This window comes from Saliphagus infecundisoli, from assembly GCF_020177375.1.
In the GTDB taxonomy this organism is placed as follows: domain Archaea; phylum Halobacteriota; class Halobacteria; order Halobacteriales; family Natrialbaceae; genus Saliphagus; species Saliphagus infecundisoli.
The window spans coordinates 14797-33823 of the sequence record NZ_JAIWHV010000002.1 but is presented as its reverse complement, the minus strand read 5'-3'; the positions used below and the strand labels follow the sequence as shown (position 1 = coordinate 33823).

Here is a 19027-nt window from a genome sequence, read left to right as displayed (position 1 = left end):
GGATCATCCTACCTGGCCGTGAAAAATAGCCCCCTTGAGTTGGGCGTATTAAGACTGATTTGATCGTCACATTGAGCGTGCGAACATACCATTTCAAGCGGGACAGAGAAGAACAGATCAATACGCGTTAGGAGTGTCGAATCGGAGACGATTAGGAGAATAGCTCGTCGGTCAGGGATCCACAAAACGGTTTGGACGGGCAGCGTCATCGTTCTCGAGCGGACAGCGTGAGGAACCCGATCCCCAAGCAGCCGGCCACAAGGGCAACATAGGAGAGGATTACGCGCGCGTCGCCGCCTTGCTCGAATCCGAGAAATGTGGCGCCGGCCGCACCGATGCCGAAGATGGCGAGGACGACGCGTTCGGTCCAGCTCTGTTGAATACACGTCGGGCACAAACGGAGAGCAAGTAACCATGAGCCAGGACCTCCAAGACGACGATCGCGAGGAGTACCGGAAGCGTATCCGCAAGCTGATGGAGGAAGACCGGGAGATCCTCGACGCGCTCGACTAACGCTCACTGGACCCCGTTACCGTCTATCATGTGGACTAAGCGAATAGTTCTGACAGTGGCCGGACAGGTTCTTGTGCTTAGTACGGACGCCTATCTTGCGGTCGCAGTCTATGACGGTTGACGAAAGTTCTGGAAATATTGCCATGCACTGGCGGCAAAAGCAAACGTGAAGCACACGGTTGCGATGACCTCTGAATTGCCACCCTCACCGGCGATAATTTCCCATATTTGGGCACTACCACCTACGAACGAGGCAATAGTAAGGAGCGCTAATCGCCGTTGAGACAGACCACCTGAGCTGGGCATGCCACAATCCTATTCGTTATCGACATAAAATTCGTTCGATAAGGCAATAATTCAACTGAATAGCTGAACGATAGACCCCATGCTCTGTATGTAACGCAACCGCGGGCAAGTCGGTCGCTGTTTCGGACCCGATCCAGGGCCGGAAACCGCGGCCAGTCATGCGGACGCAGACGACAGTTTAAACCCGATCACGGCCCTATCGCGGACGATGAACGTCGAGGAGCTGTCGGGGCTGCCCGACGGCGCGGTCGAGCACTTCCGAGGGGAGGGGATCGAGAAGCTGTATCCCCCACAGGCTGAGGCCGTCGAGGCCGGGATCACAAATGGCGAGAACGTCGTCGCCGCGGTCCCGACCGCGAGCGGGAAAACGATGATCGCCGCCCTCGGAATGCTGTCGGCGATCGAACGCGGGGGGACGGCACTGTACATCGTCCCGCTGCGGGCGCTCGCCAGCGAGAAACGCGAGGAGTTCGAGGCCTACGGTGCGTTCGGCGTCGATGTGGGCGTCGCGACGGGCAACTACGAATCGACTAGTGAATGGCTCGTAGAGAAAGACGTCATCGTCGCGACCAGCGAGAAGGTCGATTCGCTCGTGCGAAACGGCGCCTCCTGGCTCACGGACCTGACCTGCGTCGTCAGCGACGAGGTCCACCTCATCAACGACGGGAGTCGGGGGCCGACCCTCGAGGTGACCCTCGCGAAACTGCGCCGGCTGAACGAGGCCCTCCAGGTCGTCGCGCTCTCTGCAACGGTTGGCAACGCGGGCGAGATGGCCGACTGGCTCGACGCCGAACTCGTCGAGACCGACTGGCGGCCGATCGACCTCCGGACGGGGGTCCACTATGGGTCGGCGATCGAGTTCGCAGACGGCGACGGTCGGGAGGTGCCGGTCTCCGGAAACGAGAGCCAGGAGGCGGCGCTCGTCGGCGACATCGTAAGCGAGGGCGGTTCCTCGCTCGTCTTCGTCAACTCGCGGCGCAACGCCGAGTCCGCCGCCGACCGGCTGGGAGCGGTCACCGACCGGGAACTCACCGGCGAGGAACGCGCGGAGTTAGAGGAGCTCGCCGAGGGAATCCGCGAGGGAAGCGACACGGAGACCAGCGCGGATCTCGCCGACTGCGTCGAACGCGGGGCGGCCTTCCACCACGCGGGTCTGTCGAGTTCCCAGCGAAGCGCCGTCGAGGACGCCTTCCGCGAGCGTCTGCTCAAGGTCATCTCGGCGACGCCGACGCTCGCCGCGGGCGTTAACACCCCCGCCCGGCGCGTGATCGTCCGTGACTGGCGCCGGTACGATCCCACCGCGGGCGGGATGGCCCCTCTCGACGTCCTCGAGGTCCACCAGATGATGGGCCGTGCCGGGCGTCCGGGACTCGATCCGTATGGGGAGGCCGTTCTGCTCGCGAAGGGCCACGACGAGCGCGACGAGCTGTTCGACCGCTACGTCTGGGCCGATCCCGAGCCAGTCAGGTCGAAACTCGCCGCCGAACCCGCCCTGCGGACCCACGTGCTCGCGACGATCGCGTCCGGGTTCGCCCGGACCCGCGAGGGCCTGCTCGCCTTCCTGGAGGAGACCCTCTATGCGAGCCAGTCGGCCGAACCGGGCCGCCTCGAGACGGTGACCGACACCGTCCTCGCGTACCTCGAGTCGAACGACTTCGTCGAGCGCGGACCCGAGGGCGACGGAAACGGGGAGGACGACGAGGCCGAGAGCGACGCTGGCGGGGCGTTCACCCCCGCCTCCGAACTCGACAGCGACGAGGAGTTGCGAGCCACGAGCCTGGGCCACACCGTCTCGCGGCTCTACCTCGATCCGATGAGCGCCGCGACGATCGTCCACGGCCTGGAGGACGCCGACGAGCGCCCGACCGCCTTCGGGCTCTACCAGCTCATCTCCCGAACGCCGGACATGTACGAGCTCTACCTCCGGTCGGGCGAAGATGAGCTGTTCGGCGAGATCTACTACGAGCGCGAGGCCGAACTCCTGGGGGAGGCCCCCAGCGAGTTCGAGGACGACCGCTTCGAGGACTGGCTCGCCGCCCTGAAGACCGGCAGACTCCTCGAGGACTGGGCGAAGGAGGACGACGAGGGAGAACTCACCGATCGGTACGGCATCGGCCCGGGCGACCTCCGCGGGAAGGTAGACACCGCGGAGTGGCTCCTGGGCGCGGCGGAGTCGCTCGCGAGCGAGATCGGAAGCGAGTGGACCATCGCCGTCCGGGAGGCTCGCGCGCGAGTCGAACACGGGGTGAGCGAGGAACTGCTCGAACTCGTCTCGGTGCGGGGCGTCGGGCGAAAGCGCGCCCGCCGGCTGTACGCCGCCGGGATCGAGACCCCCGCGGCGCTCAGAAACGCCGACAAGGGCGTCGTTCTCGGGGCCCTCCAGGGGACGAAAACCGCCGAGACCGTCCTCGAGAACGCGGGTCGGGAGGACTCCTCGATGGAGGGCGTCGAGCCGGTCGTCGCGGCGCGGGAGGCACCCGACTCCGACGCCCGCGCCGACGAGGAGTTCCCTGAGAGCCAGGCGGACCTCGGTGACTTCTGATGGAGCTACTGCCCTGTCGGCTCTCGATCGACGACCTCGATCGGTTCGTCGCCCGGCTCGGCGAGATCGGCGACACCCACGGCGCGACGATACAGGCGTTCGACGCCCGCTACGTCGCCGGAGAGGCCCACCTCCGGCGGGCGGTCGAACTCGCCGACCGAGCGATCGCCCGCAAGGAGGCCATCGCCCGCGACCGCGCGGTCGAGATCCTGCTGTACGCCGCCGGACGCAGGCAGATCGACCGCGCCCTCGAGATGGGCGTGGGAGAGGGCGAGTGTGACGCCGTGGTTCTGATCGACGGCGGCGACGAGGTCGGGGCGCTCGCGGACCTGCGGGGGCTCGACGCGTTCGTCGGGGATCGGGAGGCGATGGGGGGCGACGAGGCGACCATCGAGCGCTTTTTCGAGATCACGGCGGCCGAACGGGCGGCAACCGACGCGGTTTTCGAGGACCTGGTCCGTGAGCGCGTGGCGTTGCTCGTCGTCGAGAAGTGACGGTCTCACCCCGGCAGGAAGACGTTGATCGCGGCGACGACGACCCCCGCCAGCGCCATCCGGATTGCCGCCCAGTACACCTGCTGGCCGGAGATCGAGGCGAGGTAGACGCCGAACCCAGCGAGGATCGTGATCCCGACGAGAAGCGACGCCAGGACGGCCTGTCCCATCGTCAGAAGCACACCTTCGAGTGCGAGCGGCACGAGGGTCAGTACGACCGCGAGCACTGGCCCGACCGCGCTCGCGGTGGCGTGGACGACCCGGGCCGTTCGGTGTTCGCGCTGGAGGCGTGTGTCTCCGAGTTCGGTCAGCATCGCGCGTTCGATCCGCTCGCGCTCGGCGAGGCCCTCCGCGCGTTCGATCTCCCAGACGCTCCAGACGCCCGAGGTGCCGAGGCCGACGGCCGCCCCGAGACCGATAGCGACCACGGTCAGTCCCTGGTCGATCCCCGAGAGGTAGGCGCCGACGACGACGCCGATGCTCGTGAGCGTGCCGTCGAACCCGTTCGAGATGAAGTACCGCCGGGAGATCGACCGGACCTCGCCCTTCTCTATGACGCGCCGAACCCTCGCGAGTCGGTCCGACATCCTCACTCGCCCAGCAGGGGGTCCTCGACGGTTCGCGAGCCACAGGAGACCTGATCGATCGAGTGGACCGACGCGCTCAGGTCCTCGACTTCCTCGCGGATCGTCCCGAGGTCGAGATCCTCGCCCGCGAGGGTAACCCTGAGGGTCTTGACGCGCTCGTCTACCTCGACGACCGTCGCGGTCGCCGCGTCGATCCCCTCTACGTCGCCGAGGCGGGCCGTGAAGGGAACGACGCCGGGGTCGTGGGGTTTCAGTACGTCGAGAACGAGCCGCGTGACCGGAGCCATGGTCGTCTGAACGGCGGGGTGGCTGAAAGGGCTCCGGATGGCGGTGGTGGTCTCCTGGACGGCACGCTCTTGTAGCCGTCGCCGGAAGGAGAGTCATGGCAACGCTCGAGGACTCCCTCGAAATCGGCGGCTGTGAGGTGCCCAACCGGCTCTATCGTGCGCCGCTGCTCGAGTGTGCCGGCAACGGCCCCGACGCCGTAGACCGGTTGATCGAGGAGCTGCTGCCGGCCGCGGAGTCGGGCGTCGGCCTGCTCTTTCAGGGCGCGACGATCGTCCGGGGCGAGGGCGGCTGTGCCGCGCCGGGGATGACGCGGGTCCACGACCCCGAGTTCGTCTCCCGGCTCTCGCGGCTCACGGAGGCGATCCACGACGCGGGCGGGCGGCTCTTCCTCCAGCTCGAACACGGCGGGCTGCGCTCGATGGAGACCTGGCACGCCGACTTTCGCCGCGAGCATCCCGACCTGGAACAGCTCGCGGTCTCGGACCCGCCCTGGCAGCTCCGGGCGCTGGATCGGGCGGGCGTTCTCGAGTACGATCCCGACGTCCTCGACACGGGGGAGGTGTACGAGCTCGCGGCCGATTTCGGCCGCGCGGCGGGGTACGCCGCCGACGCGGGCTACGACGGGATCCACCTCGCGGGCGCGAACATGGGGATCGTCCAGCAGTTCCTCTCGCCCTTTTACAACCGCCGCGACGACGAGTTCGGCGGCTCGCCCGAGGCACGCCTTCGCTTTCTCGAGGTCGTCCACGACGAGATCCGAAAGCGAGCGGGAGGGATTCCGCTGGTCACGAAGGTGCCCGCGGAGACGCCCGCGACGCCGGCCGTCCGCCGGAAGCTCTCCCTGCAGGACGGAATCGAGATCGCCCGCCGGCTCGAGCGAATTGGCTACGACGCCGTCGTCCCCGTCCGAACCTCCGTCGTCTGGGACATGAGCATCGTCCGCGGCGAGTATCCAGAGCGAGCGTGGGAATCCGAGGCGCTTCGGGAGGGGTACGATGCGGCGTTCGGAGGGTCCCTGCGGCGCCGGCTCGTCGCGGCGGGCAACCGACTGGAGTCCGTCCTCTACGACTTCGAGCCGGCCTGGAACGGAGAGTTCTGTCGACGGGTCCGCAAGCGAGTTTCGATTCCCGTTCTCGCGGAAGGCGGGATCCGCGGGCGCGGGGAAATCGATCGGCTGCTGGGCGCCGAGGGCGATCCGGCCTGTGACGCCGTCGGGATGGCCCGACCCTTTTACGCCGAGCCGCGACTGGGGGCACGGTTGCTCGCCGATGGCGATACGGGGAAGGACGGGACGAAAGCGGGCGAGGCCGTCGACCCCGACGCGCGGGTCCTCTGTGAGAGCTGTAATAACTGTACGGTGCCCCAGGCCACCGGCGCGCCGGGGATCTGCCGGACTCCGGACGTGCTCCGGGACCGGCGGGCGCTCCAGCGGGAGGGGGCCTACGGCGAGAACCCGTCGCTCAGGCGGTGACGACCCCGTCGGTCAGCTCCGCGAGCGTGCCCTCGGCGGTGTACTCCGGGGCCTCGACCCGGAATCGGTCCTCGGTCGAGCCGGCGTAGTGGAGCTGGAGGGCGTAGGAGCCGTCGTCGCCGATCGGCGCCGCCTCGCGGCGATCGACGCCGACCTGCTTCATGGTGACCATCTCGCCGGCGTACTCCGTGCTCGCCGTCCCGTGGATCTCGTAGGTCATACGTTCGGTCTCGACGTCCGTTCCCTCGAGCGGGTAGCCGTTTTTCTCCCAGCCACCCAGCCCCTCGTCGATCGCGTAGGCGTGTTCGTAGCCCGCGTCGATCAGCGATGCGGCGCGCTGGGAGGAGAGGTGGTGGGGACAGCCACAGTAGGTGACGATCCGCGTGTCCGTAGCCCACTCCTCGACCGGGTCGTCCTCGACGCCGTCCGGTGCACGCGACCACACCGCGCCCGCGATGCGTTTTCCATCGTACTGGGCGCGGCCGCGCGCGTCCGCGAACTCCGCTTCCCCGTTCTCGTACCACTCGTAGACGTCCGTGACCGGCGCCAACGGCACGTCGGTCCCATCGGTCGTTATGGTCTCGTAGTCGAACTCGTTGGCTGGCGTCCCGTTGTCGCCGCCCCCATTGCCACCCAGACACCCCGCAACGCCACCCATCGCCGCGGCCCCGCCGACCGCGAGAAACGTACGCCTGTTCATCGAAACCGAGTTGGGCCCTGGAAAGGATAGGACTTCTGGTCGATTTCGGCCGGTTCAAACCCCTTTGTTTCGGGTGGAAACCGATGGACTGCGAAAGGGTTGGGTTCGAGGCGAAGTGCGAGAAATAGTCCCCACAGGATTCGAACCTGTGTCGAAGCCCCCAGAAGGCTTCAGGATTGGCCACTACCCTAGGGGACTGAAACCGCATCCGATCGTTGGGCAGATTCCTACTTATGGTTGTCGGGTTACGGTTTTGCTTCAGAGTTTTCGGGTGCGTCGAGATGATTGAGACGATGACAGTTCGCACAGAGAACTACGCATCGTTCGATTTCTTCTCGGATGCTCTCTTTCGAATGTCCGTTCACGACCATCGTCGCGACGCTCCGTTCTTTCTCGTTTGGATGGTGAAAATCCAAGCAGAGTGGCCTATCTTCATCGCATCGGGTACATTTGCAGTTCTGGTCTTTGTATTGGTAGAGCCACCGGCGTATCTCTGCTCGACGGCGATCTTTGCGCTCGATCCGTTCCTCCTGGTTCTTGTAGTACCAACGCTGTTGGCTTGTGAGTTCGTCCCATTCGACACCGGAAGGGAGCTCAACCTCGGTCGGTTTCGCTTGAATGGCCTGATCACCGGTCGCGCCTCGGTCGAAGGTTTCCAATCCAGCACGTTCCTTTGCCGCGTTCCATCCGCCTAGCGTTTTCATAATCGTCGCCGAAGCCGGTGTCAATTCTAATTCCTCGTAAGCGGCTTTCGTCGGCGACTCGCCGAGTCGTTCGGCCGCCTCCTGCAACGCCTCGAGGCAGTCAACCTCCGTCACCATGCCGTCGATAATCACACAATATGACATAAATCTATGGCCGGATGATGGCCTCGCTCCGGAACCGACACGCCTTTTCCCCGCTCTCGCGCACCCACGCATATGTACATCGGACGCTTCCTGCTGGTTGGTCCCGAGATCGGCGCCTACCGCGTCTCCTCGCGATCGTTCCCGAACCGCCGGATCGACGACCGGGGGGAGGCCCTGACCGTTGGCCCCACGGCGGAGGCTCCCGAGACCGACAACCCCTACGTCGGCTACAACTGCCTACGGGTCGTCGAGACTCCCAACGGGGAGACGACCGCGTTCGGCAACGGCTCCCACGTCGATCCGATCGCCGAGAAACTCGAACGGGGCTACCCCGCCCGTGACGCGCTCGCGGCGAGCCTGCTCGCACTCGACTACGAGAAAGACGACTACGACACGCCGCGGATCGCGGCGACGATCGGCGGGGGCAGTGCCGGAAACGGCGACGAGGCCTACGTCGGGATCGTCCGCAGGGACGCCCTCCTCGTCGAAGCAGTGTCCGAACCGACGCTGGTGGCGACCTACGAGCACGACCGCCCCCAGGCCTTCGAGTTCGACGCCGAGAGTGCGAAGGCGGCCGCCCGCGAAGCCTACGACCTCGCGTTCGAGCATGCGGTCTGTGCGGCCGGCGTCGCCCGAGTCGGTGGGGAGTTCGAGACGGCGATCGTCAACGACTGACCGTCGGAACTACGTTCTTGGGCCGCGTTCGGCCGGTCATGACGGACCCCACGATCCGCACCGCGACCCCGGAGGACGTCACGGGGATCCGCCATGTCGCCGAACGGAGCTGGAACGCCGCCTATAACGGGATTCTCGACGGCGAAACGATCGACTGCGCCCTCGAAGAATGGTACGACCCCGATCAGGTCCGGGAGTTCGTCGATCGCGACGAGGTCACGTACCTGGTGGCCGAGGACGGGGACGTCGTCGGCTACGCCAGCGGCGGTCCGGACGGCGAAGGAGAGGGGGATGTGGCCGTCCTCGGCGCGATTTACGCCGATCCCGACCTGTGGGGCGAGGGGATCGGCACCGCCCTCCTCTCCGCCTTCGAGCGCGAGCGCCGTCGGGCCGGCGACGACGCGGTCCGGCTGCGGGTGCTCGCCGACAACGAGGTCGGGATCGCGTTCTACCGTGCTCGCGGCTACGAGCCGGTCGCCGAGCGCGAGGACGAGCTGTTCGGCGAGCGAGTCGCGGAACGGGTGTTCCGACGGGCCCTCGAGTGATCTCCTCGGCCGCGTCGCGGAGTAGTCCCGGCGTCAGGGCGCGACGCCGACCGTGAGCAGGGTCCCGAGTTCGCGGTAGCGTTCGACCATCGCTTCCCGGCTCTCGAAGTCGTCGGTCGGGAACTCGCCTTCGTCGGGAATCTCGACCTCGCGGTCGGGGAGGTTGTCCTGGGAGGCGACGTACAGTCCCGCCTCCCGGAACGCCTCGCGATACTCCCGGCGGCTCCAGCGGGTCATCTCGACGTCGATCGACTCCTGCCAGCCGTGGGAGTGGTGATTTTCCTCGTAGTAGTTGACCGCACAGACGAACGTGCCGCCGGGCCGGAGGACACGGGAAATCTCGGACAGCGCTCGGTGGGGGTCCCCGGCGTAGTAGAAGGCCTCCATACTCCAGACGTGGTCGATCGAGTCGGTCGCGAACGGGAGGGACTCGAAGTCACCGACGACGTACCCGACTCCCGGATCCGTGGTGTAGGAGGCGGCGTTTTGGGCCATCTCCGGGGCGCCGTCTATACCGTAGACCCGTCCCGCCCCCTTGGTTTCCCGGAGCGCGCGGCCGGCGTAGCCGCTCCCACACCCCAGATCGAGGACCGTCTCGCCCGACTCGACCGGTATCCGCGCGAGTGCACCCTTGGCGGTGTGCCAGTGGCGCTCCTCCATTCCTCGATCCCGGCCGTCTGCGGCCCACTCGTCGAACTCCTCGCGAACGCTCATGACCGGGCGTCGGTTGCGAGGGGGCAAGTGCGGTTCGCTTCCGCGCGACCGACAAACTCTTTAGGCTGGCCTAAAACCATCGGGTGGAGGGTCGAGGCCGGACATCCCGTGGGCATCGGGACGGAGACCGTCGTCGGCCGTCGCCTTCCGCGTTTCTCGGGGGAGGGCCCCCGATCGCTTCGCCTCGAGGAGACACGAGCGTCAGTGGTCTCGGGGGTGTGGATCGGGACGGGGGATCGCCCGGGCTCTCGGTCGCGTAGGGCGTCGGCTCGCCGCCCAGGCTGGCGGGGATCCGCACGCTTAAGTCCATCCCGGCAGTCGGTATGCCCAGTATGGAGTACGCCCTCGAGATCGACGACACGCCGGAGACGGTCCCCGGGGGGACGGGGATCCTCCTCCTCCATCCGAGCACGGGCGAAACCGACCGCATCGACACCGAGTTCCTGAAGGCCGACACCGACCACTTCCTCGTGATCTCGACCCGGACCACCGCCCGGGAGGTCAAACAGAAGCTCGAACACTACGACGTCGACGAGGCGAAAGCCGACATCCTCGACACGCTGAGCATCGAGCGGGGCTACTCGCGCCGGTCGGGCGAGAACGTCCACTACGTCGCTGCGCCCGACGACGTCGACGGCATCGTCGAACAGGTCGCCGGCTTCCTCGACGACCACGACGGGAAGCTCCGGGTCAGCTTCGACTCGGTGACCGAACTCGCCTACTACGCCGGCGATGACGCCGCCCTGGAGGCCGTCGAGCGGATCATGGAGGAACTCGCGGCCCACGACGCCATCGGGCTCTTTCACCTCTCGGAGGAGGTCCACGACGACGACGTCGTCGCACAGTTTCGCGACCGCTTCGACGGCGTCATCGACCTCGCGGAGGACGGGGCGACGACCGTCGAGTTCTAGAGGCGTGACCCGCTACGACAAGCTCGTTCGCGACCGGATCCCCGAAATCATCGAGGCCGACGGCGAGACCCCGATCACGCACCGCGCCGATGACGACGAGTACGACCGCCGGCTCCGCGAGAAGGTAGTCGAGGAGGCGACGGAGTTCGAAGAGAGCGGCGACCCCGAGGAGCTCGCCGACGTGCTCGCGGTCGTCGAGGCGATCCGCGCGTTCGAGGGGATCGACCCCGAGCGCCTCGCGGAGCTCAGACGCGAGAAACGGGAGCGACGGGGCGGGTTCGACGAGCGGATCGTCCTCGAGCGGGTCGCCGAGGACGGCAGCGAAACCGAGGAGTAGCTACTCCAGAGCGTCGAACGTCTTTTCCGCCCACCGTACCGCGTAGGAGGCGCCGTGTTCGCGGTAGGCCGCGGTGTCCAGCGCCGCGAACGGCGCCGGCAGCTCCAGGCCGTGTTTGATCGCCCCGCAGGCGAGTTCGGTCGCCTCCGGAAACTCGGTCTCGCCGCGGGCAACTGCCCCGGGGAGTCCCGCGACTCGTCCTTCGAGCCGGCTTCCCGCGTCGGCCCAGGCCGCGCCGAGTTCGGGGTGGTCGCCCGTCTCCCACCCGGCGAAGACGGGCCGGGTCAACAGCCCCTGCCAGCCGTCGTACAGCGCGGCGGCGAGCTGGTAGGTTCCCGCGGGATCGAGCGGCGTCGCCCGATCCAGAGCGCGGTACTCCTCCCCGAAGAACCCGAGGAAGGCCTCGGGGATCTCGAGACCGACCTCGACTATGGCCTCCGCGAGCAGGAACTCGAGGAACGGTTCGGGAGTCCCCTCGACCCGGGCCTTGACGATCACTGCAGGGGGCGTCGTCTGTCGGGTCCAGGCGACGCTGCCGTCGCCGGGCAGCCCGACCGTGAACGCCTCGCCCGCGTACCGGACGAGGAGTTCGGGGGCGTCCTCGGGGAGCCAGTCGTCGGGATGGCTCGCGGGCTCGAGTCCGTCGACGAAGAGCCCGAGTTCCTCCGCCCGAGCCGCCGGCAGCGTCTCGAAGTCTCGATCGCAGTCGAGGACGACGGTCTCGGGGGCGTGTTCGGTCCGGACGGCCTCGATGGCCGGGGTGAGCTCCCGGGGCGTGAACATCAGCCGAAGACCATCTGGACGACCAGCAGGATCGACAGCAGTGCAGAAGCGAGAACCGTCGCGAGGACGATCTTTGTCGCGGTGCTCATGCCCGGGACCTATCTTCGGGCTCGCATAAATCCATCCTTCGACGCCCGTGGCGGCGGTCCGCGGCGACCGCGCGGAGGGAGCTCCTTCCTCGTGACACACCACCGTTTCGTATGCAAACGATCCACGCACGAGAAACCTCGAAACGGCCGTTGAAGAACGATCTACAGGAGAAGAAACGGGGGTGGTGCTGTGGGGCGGGGTTCGCGGGCGGGGACGCCCCGCTACTCGTCGGCGTCGACCCAGGAGTCGGGGACGTCGATCACGTACCGGCCGTCCTCCTGGAGCGAGACGATGTGTTCCTCGCGGTCATAGAGCTCCATCAGGTTGAGCTCGTACTGGCCGGGTTCGACGATCTTGATGCTCTCGAACTGCTCGTTCAGCTCGTTTCGTAGTTCGTCCACCGAGGGCTGGTCATCGTCCTCAGGTTCGCTGACGACCCGACCGTGGTCGGGCCGGTCCTCCGTGCGGTCGTCCGGCGGGGTCGCCGACTCTGCATCCTCGGGGAGCTCGTCGGGCCCGACGACGGTCCGCCGGGCGTCGGCCTGGGCGCTGTCCTCGCCGGGCGGGTCCGGCCAGTCGGCCTCGACCTCGCGGTCGGCGTTCGCGCTCTCGGCGTCGTCGGCCTCCTCGCTCCGGTCCTCGGGCGGACGCGCCGTCTCGGGCCACTCCGCGAACGGGTCCCTGTCGTCGGTCTCGGCGGCCTCGGTTTCGGTCGGTCGGTCCGGCTCGGCGTCCGCTCCGTCGTTCGGGTCCGGCTTACCCGCCCCCGACTCGGACATCCAGTCGCGGACGGTCGCGGCCGCCCGCGAGACGGTTCCGGACTTCTCGCCGACCGCCTCGTCGCCGGCGGGGTCGTCGGCTCCGGTATCGGCCCCCTCGCCGGTCGCCCCGCTGTCGCCCTCGGTTCCCGCGTCGGCTTCCTCGCCGTCGGCGTCGGGGGTGAACTGGAAGCGGTTGCCTCCACAGTCCGGACAGCCCGAGAGCATCTCCTTGGACCCGTCGGGAAACCGGCGGCCGCAGTTCGTACACTGGTGGGGCATCTCAGTCCCGGGAGACGAGCGCGCTGATGAGCGTCTCGTCCTTGTGGAGCGTCTCGATCCGGTCGGCCGGCCCGATCACGGTCAGTTTCGTGTCGGGGCCGTCCTTGCCCATCAGCCGACCGAAAAACGAGGGGCTGTCCGAACTCGGCCGCGGGTAGGTCTCGATCTCGATCCCGTTGAACTCCTCGGGGTTGATCTCGGTCATCGTCACCTCGATCAGCTTGCTCTCCTCGTCGGGGGTCAACCCCTCCTCTAGGATGACGATGTTGCCCTCGTGGACGCCGTCGAGGATCATCCGCACCTTCTCCATGCTCGTCTTCCCCTCCATGCGCTGGCCGCTGATCAGGTCGATCTGGACCCCGTCGCCGCCGTCGGTTGTGGCTTCCGGCATCTGATCACCCGAAGTACTCCGCGATCTGCTCGTAGACCTCGTCCATGTTCTCGCCCTCTTTGGCCGACAGCGGCACCGTCTCGTGTTGGGGGAACGCGTCCTCGATGCGCTTGACGCTCGACTCTTCTAAGTCGATCTTGTTCGCGAAGATCAGGACGGGCAGATCCCGGGATTCGATGATCCCGATCAGCATCGTGTTCACTTGGGTGATCGGGTCCTCGGCGCTGTCGAGAACGTAGATGACGCCGTCGACGTCCTCGCGGAGCCAGTGCATCGCCTCCGCGACGCCCTCAGTGGCCTCCCGGGAGCGCCGGACGGCGTCGTCTTTGTCCATCTCGTCGGTGAACTCCTCGTAGTCCACCTTCGTCGTCACGCCGGGGGTGTCGACGATGTCGATCGACACCGTCTTCCCGTCGCGTTCGATCTCGACGTCCTCCTTCCGGCGGGCCCGGCGGGTTTCGTGCGGAATGTGGCTCTCGGCGCCGACGGCGTCGCCGGTCCAGTCGCGGGCGATGCGGTTGGCGAGCGTCGTCTTCCCGGCGTTCGGCGGGCCGTAGATACCGATCCGCTTTGGCTCCTGCTCGGAGAACAGGCGGTCCGTAACGCGAGAGAGGCTGTCCCTGAGTCCTGTAAGCAATCCCATCCTTTAGATCCTCCACGCACCGTTAGGTGGCTGCGCGTAGCACTATCCCCGACTCACTTAAGCCTACGTCAGACGTGTCGCGCCGGTAACTGCTCGTTTCCGTCGGTTCCCACGACAGTATCATCACATTACCGGACCGGTCATCCGCCGTCAGAACTCGCCGAGCGACGTTTGGTTTTCCTTCAGCGATCGGGCCTCGATCCCCAGCTCCGTCTCGACGTGCGTCGCGAACGCGTCTGCGAAGCCGTGGGTGGTGTATACCTGCCGTGGATTCAGCGTCTCGACGGTCGCGACGAGTTCCGAGAAGTCGGCGTGATCCGAGAGCACGAACGTCTCGTCGTACCCGCCTCGATACAGAAACGACTCCTCGATCGCCCACCCGGAGAAGCCCGCGGTCACGGCCCCGGTGGCCTCGACGATCCGATCGACGAACGAGAGCTTGTTCGTCTGGGCGGGAAGGACGAGCGCGTCCTCGGGATTCAGGGCCGTCTCGCGGCGGTAGCGACGGGCGCCGAAGTCGGTCCCCCACGCCTCCGCGATCACCCCGTTCAGTCGCTCGATCGCCTCCGTGACGAACAGCCGCTCGCGCTCCGAGCGGGCGACGAGGCGTTCGATCTCCTGGGCGCGCCCGAGCGTGTAGCCGAAGAGTACGACGGGGCCGTCTTGGTCGTCGAGCCAGCCGACGATCCGCCTTTCGAGTTCGCGCTGGGCGTCGAAGACGTAGTCGGGCGTCCCGTAGGTCGTCTCCGTAACGAGGACGTCCACGTCGTAGTCGGCCGCGACGGCCTCGGCGTCGAACCCCGCCAGCCCGAACCGCTCCCGGGGCGAGAAATCCCCGGTGTAGAGGTAGGTCGTCCCCTCGTCCTCGATTATCGTCGCCGAGGAGCCGGGGACGTGGCCCGCGGGCACCTGCTCGATCGTCGGGTGGCTCCCCCGGACGAGTTTCCCCTCGTCCCGTCGGCGGGCGGCCGCGAGCCGCGCGGTGAGTTCCGAGCAGATCACCTCACTCGGAGCCTGCGAGTAGAGGTGATCGCCGTGGGCGTGGCTCAGGACGGCGACGTCGCCCGCGGGCTCGGTCGCGTCGGCGACGACCGTCTTCCCATCCGAGAGCTCGATTCGGATCCCGTCCCGCAGGCTGACCGCGCCGTCCCGGACCATCTACGCTCCCTCCGTCCGATGCTGGTCGTCGTAGAGTTCCCGGACGCGCTCGAAGCCGTCGGCGTCCTCGGGCCCGAGGTCCTCACGAAACCCCGAAAAGCGGGGAAATCTGAGCGCGTAGCCCGAATCGTACGTTTCGGAGGCCTGGATCTCCTCGTACTCGACCTCGATGACGACCTCCGGGCGGACGGTCACGGCTCGGCCCTCTGCGGACTCGACTAGGGGTTCGAGCTTGGCGGTGATCTCGCGGAGTTCGTCGTCGGTCAGCCCCGAGAACAGCCGCCCGACCTCGCGGAGTTCCCCGCGCTCGTCGTCGAAACACGCGAGCCGAAGCCGGCCGAGCCAGTCGCTCTTTCTTCCCTCGCTCCACTTCGCGCCGACGACGACGAGATCGAGGCGCTCCATCGTCGGCTTGACCTTCCGCATGTATCCCACTCGTGATCCGGGCCGGTAGGGCGCCTCGGGGTTCTTGACGACAACTCCCTCCTGGCCCGCCGCGAGCGCGTCCTCGTAGAACGTCTTCGCCGCCTCGAGGGAGTCGGGTCGGACGTTCTCGGCCCGCCGGACGGTTCCCTCCGGCTCGAGCACCTCGGTGAGGCGGTCGAGACGCTCGACGAGGGGTGATTCCAGAAGCGAGCCGTCGTCGTAGAGGAGGTCGAAGGCGTGGACCGTCACCGGATACCGCTCGGCGAGTTCCGTGATCTCCTCCTTGCGCTTGATGCGCTTCGAGAACTCCTGGAAGGGGATCGGCGTTCCGTTATCGTAGCCGACGACCTCCGCTTCGATGATCGCGCGGTCGCTGCCGACTTCCTTCTCGACGGCACCGACGACGTCGGGAAACTGGGCGGTGACGTCCTCCAGACGGCGGGTGAACAGCCGGACCTCCCCCTCTCGGACGTGGATCTTCGTTCGCATTCCGTCGTACTTGTACTCGACCACGGGGCGTTCGGTACCGCCGAGGGCGTCCTCGAGGCCGTCGGCCTTCCTCGCGAGCATCGCCTTGATCGGGCGAAACAGTTCGATCTCGAGTTCGCCGAGTCCCTCCCGACCCGCCTCGCGGGCCGTCTCGCTCACCGTCCGGAAGTCGTTCGTGACCTCGTAGGCGCGTTCGACCGCCCTGGCCGCGTCCTCTTCGCCATCGAGAAAGGCCGCCGCGAGCGCGTCCCGGATCGTTCCTTCGCCCACGCCGAGACGCATCGCGCCGACGGTGGTCCGGACGATATAGCGGGCCTCGTCGGGGTCACTGTCGCCGAGCAGCCCCGCGATCTCGCCGACGCGGCGGTCCTGGCTCCCCGCGCCCTCGTGGTCGGCCAGCCCGCGGAGGGTTTCGTAGACCTCGCGAACGTCGAGGCTGTCGGAGACGAGCGTGGCTTGGACCCGGTTCTCGACAGCCAGCGCAGCCGCATCGCCGAGATCGCCCTCCTCGCGCCACCACTCCTCGATGCGCTCGTCGGGGAGACCGCTGGCCGTCGCGATCGCCTCGACGGTCAGCGACGAGGAGACGCCGAGTTCGTCGGGCTCCCAGGCGGCGAACAGCCGTCCTCGAGCGAGCAGGGAAAGCTCCGGGAGCAGGTCGCCCGCGTCGGCGAACGTCTCCGCCAGGATCTCGGTCTTCTCGAGGGTGGAGGCGGTCGCCTCGAGACGGTCGTACACCGCCGTCAACTCCCCGTATTGCACTGTCGTATAGAGGGCGGGGCGGACCAAAAGGCCGCGGGTTGCATCCACGCCATCGACGCCGTAGTGTGGTTTCGTGGCCGTGAACGGCCGGAGGACCTGTCGAACGCGGCGCTCGGGCCAAGGACTTTACCGGGTCTCCCCGTTCTCGGCCCATGGCCCTCGACGCCGACCTCGAAGTCGAGTCCGGCGATCCGGTCGCGCTTACCCTCACCGTCACGAACACCGGCGACGAGCCCCGCGAAGTGACCTTCCGGAGCGGGCTCGAGGCCGATTTCTCGATTTCCCGCGACGGGGAGGAGTGCTGGCGCTGGAGCGACGGCCGGCTGTTCACTCAGGCGCTCCGGACCGAGACGTTCGTGCCGGGGGAATCAAGCACGTACACGGAGAGCTGGGCCCCGTCGGAGCCGGGGACGTATACCGTGGTCGCGGCCCTGAACACGATGGAGGCAGACGTCGAGGAGCGCGCGGAGTTCGTCGTGTGAACTACCCTATCGCTCGCCTGACGGCTCGCGCTTGCAGGGAGGGCTTCCTGTTTCAACGACGCGCTTTGCAGATACTGACGTATCTAAGGCCGGCGGGCGACGGCCCTCGTGTGGACGCGTCCGTAGATCGTTCCGAGCAGCAGTCCGTACACCAGGTGGGCGACACCGGCCGAGAAGGCGACGAGGAGCCCGCCGACGAAACCGGGGACCGGGAGCAACGGCTCCGGCAGGTCGGTGGTCCCCATCAGGTTCACCGTGATCGGGAGCATGATCCCGCCCGTTACCAGTCCGATCGCGACCGCGTAGAGGACGCCGGTGATTGCCCACTCGCCGACGTTCGAGATCCGGTCGTGGATCCGCCAGCGCGAAACGAGCGCGGCGAACACCAGCCCGAGCAGGACGCTGTTGATCAGATGGCCGAGCCAGCCGCCGAGCACCGTCGGCCACCCGTAGAGGGTCCCGATCAGGGGCATCATGTTCGCGCCCAGATGGAGGACGATCCCCATACCGACCCCGCCGACGAGCCCGCCCGCTGCTCCCGCGCCCCACGTGGCCGACATCGACCCGTACACGCCCTCGCGGAGAGTGTCGGTTGCCATACGAACCACTATGGTACGTGGTACCAAATAGCTATCACGCCGTTCCTGCTCCGGTCGAGGTCCGGGTCGGGACCCGGTTCAGCTCGAGGGCTCCTCGTCGGGATCGGGGCGTTGGTACCAGATGAGCACGACACCAAGTAGCATGCACGCGGTCCCAAGGGCGAAGTTGCGGTTGAGAACGTAGGAAGCGACGGGGTTTCCGCTCACGACGGCGACCGTCGCGGTGGTCACGACGATCCCACCGACGAGGGCCGCGAGAGCCCGACCGAGAGTCCAGTCCATTGCCCGTGCGCTTCCAACTACGTCGGCGTATTAAACGTTCCCGAACGCCAACGGGTCACCGCGGCGTGGCGCCGATGGACAGATACTTTCCCGCCGTCGCCAACGGAGGGGTATGTGGCCGCTCGGACACGCCGCGGTCGGCTATCTGCTCTACTCGCTGTCGGCGCGCGCCCGGTTTGGCGGGCGTCTGGCGACGCTCCCGACGGTCGCCCTGCTCGTCGGAACCCAGGCTCCCGACCTCGTGGACAAGCCCCTAGCGTGGTACGCCGGGGTCCTCCCGACGGGCCGGAGCCTCGGACACTCGCTGCTCGTCGTCGTTCCGATCTGTCTCGCGGTCTACTGGCTGGCCAGGCGACGGGGACGGGCGGAACTGGGGGTCGCCTTCGGGATCGGTGCGGTCTCGCACCCTCTCGTCGACTCCGTCCCGGCACTCTGGTCGGGGACGGAAGTGAACTACCTGCTGTACCCCGTCGTCCCCGTCACCGAGTACGAGGAGGGCGCGCCGACGCTCGCCGACCTGCTTGCGGGCTCGCTCGGCGAGCCGTGGTTCCTCCTCGAGTTCGCTCTCGCGGGGGCCGCCCTCCTCGCGTGGCATCGGGACGGACGCCCCGGGCTGGGGACGGTCGAGCGGGTCCTCCGCCGAGCCACTCGCTCGACGTAGGCGACCGTCATCTCCTCGTCCGTCGCCGTCCCCTCGTCGGCCGCCTCCCGACGGAGGCGACCGGTTCGACGAGCAAAAGAGGGAAGTAGTAGGATGTCATACGTTCACACAGGGAAGGATGTACCAGCAGTGTCCGTTCTGTGACCGCGTGTTCGAGATCGGGGAGACCGACTACCGGCCGATGAAGGCCCACATCCGTGCCAGACACGCCGATTCGGATGAGGGGGGCGCCGGAGCGCCGACGGTGAAGAGCGCCTCTCGTGGGAGCGCCGCGGACTAAGGCGGCCGAA

Annotated in this window: 24 protein-coding genes; 10 read left to right on the top strand and 14 right to left on the bottom strand. The window is 67.2% G+C overall.

The features are described from left to right. Nucleotides 1–1027 precede the first annotated feature (1027 nt). Together LCF40_RS04935 and cgi121 are read left to right on the top strand one after the other, a co-directional pair. Nucleotides 1028–3361: an ATP-dependent DNA helicase gene (locus tag LCF40_RS04935; RefSeq protein WP_224827610.1), complete on the top strand. Its 2334-nt coding sequence runs from the start codon at nt 1028–1030 to the stop codon at nt 3359–3361. Next, nucleotides 3361–3855, top strand: a complete 495-nt coding sequence (gene cgi121 / locus LCF40_RS04930; protein ID WP_224827609.1) for a KEOPS complex subunit Cgi121 — start codon at nt 3361–3363, stop codon at nt 3853–3855. The genes LCF40_RS04935 and cgi121 overlap by 1 nt, the downstream gene beginning before the upstream one ends. Before the next feature lie 5 nt (nt 3856–3860). Here cgi121 and LCF40_RS04925 read toward each other — a convergent pair whose 3' ends face one another. Continuing rightward, complete coding sequence (locus tag LCF40_RS04925; protein ID WP_224827608.1) at nt 3861–4442, bottom strand: VIT1/CCC1 transporter family protein; 582 nt, start codon at nt 4440–4442, stop codon at nt 3861–3863. A gap of 2 nt (nt 4443–4444) precedes the next feature. After that, nucleotides 4445–4729 (bottom strand): DUF211 domain-containing protein, encoded by a 285-nt coding sequence (locus tag LCF40_RS04920; protein WP_114578878.1) that lies wholly within the window; start codon nt 4727–4729, stop codon nt 4445–4447. Between the two features lie 95 nt (nt 4730–4824). On the opposite strand from LCF40_RS04920, the gene LCF40_RS04915 reads away from it, so the two are divergent. Beyond that, nucleotides 4825–6201 (top strand): oxidoreductase, encoded by a 1377-nt coding sequence (locus LCF40_RS04915; RefSeq protein WP_224827607.1) that lies wholly within the window; start codon nt 4825–4827, stop codon nt 6199–6201. Here the strand turns inward: LCF40_RS04915 and LCF40_RS04910 are convergent. Both LCF40_RS04910 and LCF40_RS04905 read right to left on the bottom strand, forming a co-directional pair. After that, a complete protein-coding gene (locus LCF40_RS04910; protein ID WP_224827606.1) occupies nt 6191–6901 on the bottom strand; it encodes a rhodanese-like domain-containing protein in 711 nt (236 codons plus the stop codon). The two genes, LCF40_RS04915 and LCF40_RS04910, sit on opposite strands and share 11 nt — an antisense overlap. A gap of 245 nt (nt 6902–7146) precedes the next feature. Continuing rightward, nucleotides 7147–7722 (bottom strand): homing endonuclease associated repeat-containing protein, encoded by a 576-nt coding sequence (locus LCF40_RS04905; RefSeq protein ID WP_224827605.1) that lies wholly within the window; start codon nt 7720–7722, stop codon nt 7147–7149. Nucleotides 7723–7821: 99 nt separating this feature from the next. Between LCF40_RS04905 and LCF40_RS04900 the strand changes: the two genes are divergently transcribed. Together LCF40_RS04900 and LCF40_RS04895 are read left to right on the top strand one after the other, a co-directional pair. Continuing rightward, nucleotides 7822–8424 carry an IMP cyclohydrolase gene (locus LCF40_RS04900; RefSeq protein ID WP_224827604.1) on the top strand — a complete coding sequence of 201 codons (603 nt, stop codon included), beginning with the start codon at nt 7822–7824 and terminating at the stop codon, nt 8422–8424. Nucleotides 8425–8462: 38 nt separating this feature from the next. Beyond that, nucleotides 8463–8969, top strand: a complete 507-nt coding sequence (locus LCF40_RS04895; RefSeq protein WP_224827603.1) for a GNAT family N-acetyltransferase — start codon at nt 8463–8465, stop codon at nt 8967–8969. Nucleotides 8970–9002: 33 nt separating this feature from the next. Here the strand turns inward: LCF40_RS04895 and LCF40_RS04890 are convergent, their stop codons facing one another. Next, nucleotides 9003–9683: a class I SAM-dependent methyltransferase gene (locus LCF40_RS04890; RefSeq protein WP_224827602.1), complete on the bottom strand. Its 681-nt coding sequence runs from the start codon at nt 9681–9683 to the stop codon at nt 9003–9005. A 332-nt stretch (nt 9684–10015) separates the two neighbouring features. Between LCF40_RS04890 and LCF40_RS04885 the strand changes: the two genes are divergently transcribed. Next, the gene (locus tag LCF40_RS04885; protein ID WP_224827601.1) at nt 10016–10594 is read left to right on the top strand and encodes a DUF7090 family protein; all 579 of its coding nucleotides are present in this window, start codon (nt 10016–10018) and stop codon (nt 10592–10594) included. A gap of 4 nt (nt 10595–10598) precedes the next feature. After that, on the top strand, nt 10599–10931 hold the full coding sequence (locus LCF40_RS04880; protein ID WP_224827600.1) for a nucleoside triphosphate pyrophosphohydrolase: 333 nt from the start codon (nt 10599–10601) through the stop codon (nt 10929–10931). Here the strand turns inward: LCF40_RS04880 and LCF40_RS04875 are convergent, their stop codons facing one another. The 7 genes from LCF40_RS04875 to LCF40_RS04850 all read right to left on the bottom strand — a co-directional run bounded on the left by LCF40_RS04875 (nt 10932) and on the right by LCF40_RS04850 (nt 16713). Beyond that, nucleotides 10932–11714 carry a DUF7089 family protein gene (locus LCF40_RS04875; protein ID WP_224827599.1) on the bottom strand — a complete coding sequence of 261 codons (783 nt, stop codon included), beginning with the start codon at nt 11712–11714 and terminating at the stop codon, nt 10932–10934. Further along, nucleotides 11714–11803 carry a hypothetical protein gene (locus tag LCF40_RS23675; protein WP_425504229.1) on the bottom strand — a complete coding sequence of 30 codons (90 nt, stop codon included), beginning with the start codon at nt 11801–11803 and terminating at the stop codon, nt 11714–11716. The genes LCF40_RS04875 and LCF40_RS23675 overlap by 1 nt, the downstream gene beginning before the upstream one ends. 222 nt (nt 11804–12025) lie before the next feature. Then, a complete protein-coding gene (locus LCF40_RS04870; protein ID WP_224827598.1) occupies nt 12026–12844 on the bottom strand; it encodes an OapC/ArvC family zinc-ribbon domain-containing protein in 819 nt (272 codons plus the stop codon). A gap of 1 nt (nt 12845) precedes the next feature. Further along, nucleotides 12846–13235, bottom strand: a complete 390-nt coding sequence (locus tag LCF40_RS04865) for a DUF2073 domain-containing protein (protein WP_224827597.1) — start codon at nt 13233–13235, stop codon at nt 12846–12848. A gap of 4 nt (nt 13236–13239) precedes the next feature. Continuing rightward, nucleotides 13240–13878, bottom strand: a complete 639-nt coding sequence (locus LCF40_RS04860; protein WP_114578866.1) for an Era-like GTP-binding protein — start codon at nt 13876–13878, stop codon at nt 13240–13242. Between the two features lie 150 nt (nt 13879–14028). After that, nucleotides 14029–15036 carry an MBL fold metallo-hydrolase RNA specificity domain-containing protein gene (locus LCF40_RS04855; RefSeq protein ID WP_224827596.1) on the bottom strand — a complete coding sequence of 336 codons (1008 nt, stop codon included), beginning with the start codon at nt 15034–15036 and terminating at the stop codon, nt 14029–14031. Next, nucleotides 15037–16713, bottom strand: a complete 1677-nt coding sequence (locus LCF40_RS04850) for an ATP-dependent DNA ligase (RefSeq protein ID WP_224827595.1) — start codon at nt 16711–16713, stop codon at nt 15037–15039. Between the two features lie 152 nt (nt 16714–16865). Between LCF40_RS04850 and LCF40_RS04845 the strand changes: the two genes are divergently transcribed. Further along, complete coding sequence (locus LCF40_RS04845) at nt 16866–17195, top strand: BsuPI-related putative proteinase inhibitor (RefSeq protein WP_114578851.1); 330 nt, start codon at nt 16866–16868, stop codon at nt 17193–17195. A gap of 83 nt (nt 17196–17278) precedes the next feature. On the opposite strand, the gene LCF40_RS04840 is transcribed toward LCF40_RS04845, so the two are convergent. After that, nucleotides 17279–17794, bottom strand: a complete 516-nt coding sequence (locus tag LCF40_RS04840; protein ID WP_224827594.1) for a hypothetical protein — start codon at nt 17792–17794, stop codon at nt 17279–17281. A 78-nt stretch (nt 17795–17872) separates the two neighbouring features. Further along, nucleotides 17873–18076 (bottom strand): hypothetical protein, encoded by a 204-nt coding sequence (locus tag LCF40_RS04835; protein WP_224827593.1) that lies wholly within the window; start codon nt 18074–18076, stop codon nt 17873–17875. 112 nt (nt 18077–18188) lie between these two features. Here LCF40_RS04835 and LCF40_RS04830 point away from each other — a divergent pair, with 112 nt between their 5' ends. Both LCF40_RS04830 and LCF40_RS04825 read left to right on the top strand, forming a co-directional pair. Further along, complete coding sequence (locus LCF40_RS04830; RefSeq protein WP_224827592.1) at nt 18189–18737, top strand: metal-dependent hydrolase; 549 nt, start codon at nt 18189–18191, stop codon at nt 18735–18737. A gap of 118 nt (nt 18738–18855) precedes the next feature. Further along, entirely contained in the window at nt 18856–19017 is a 162-nt protein-coding gene (locus LCF40_RS04825; RefSeq protein WP_157972491.1) for a hypothetical protein, read from the top strand. The last annotated feature ends 10 nt before the right edge of the window (nt 19018–19027 follow it).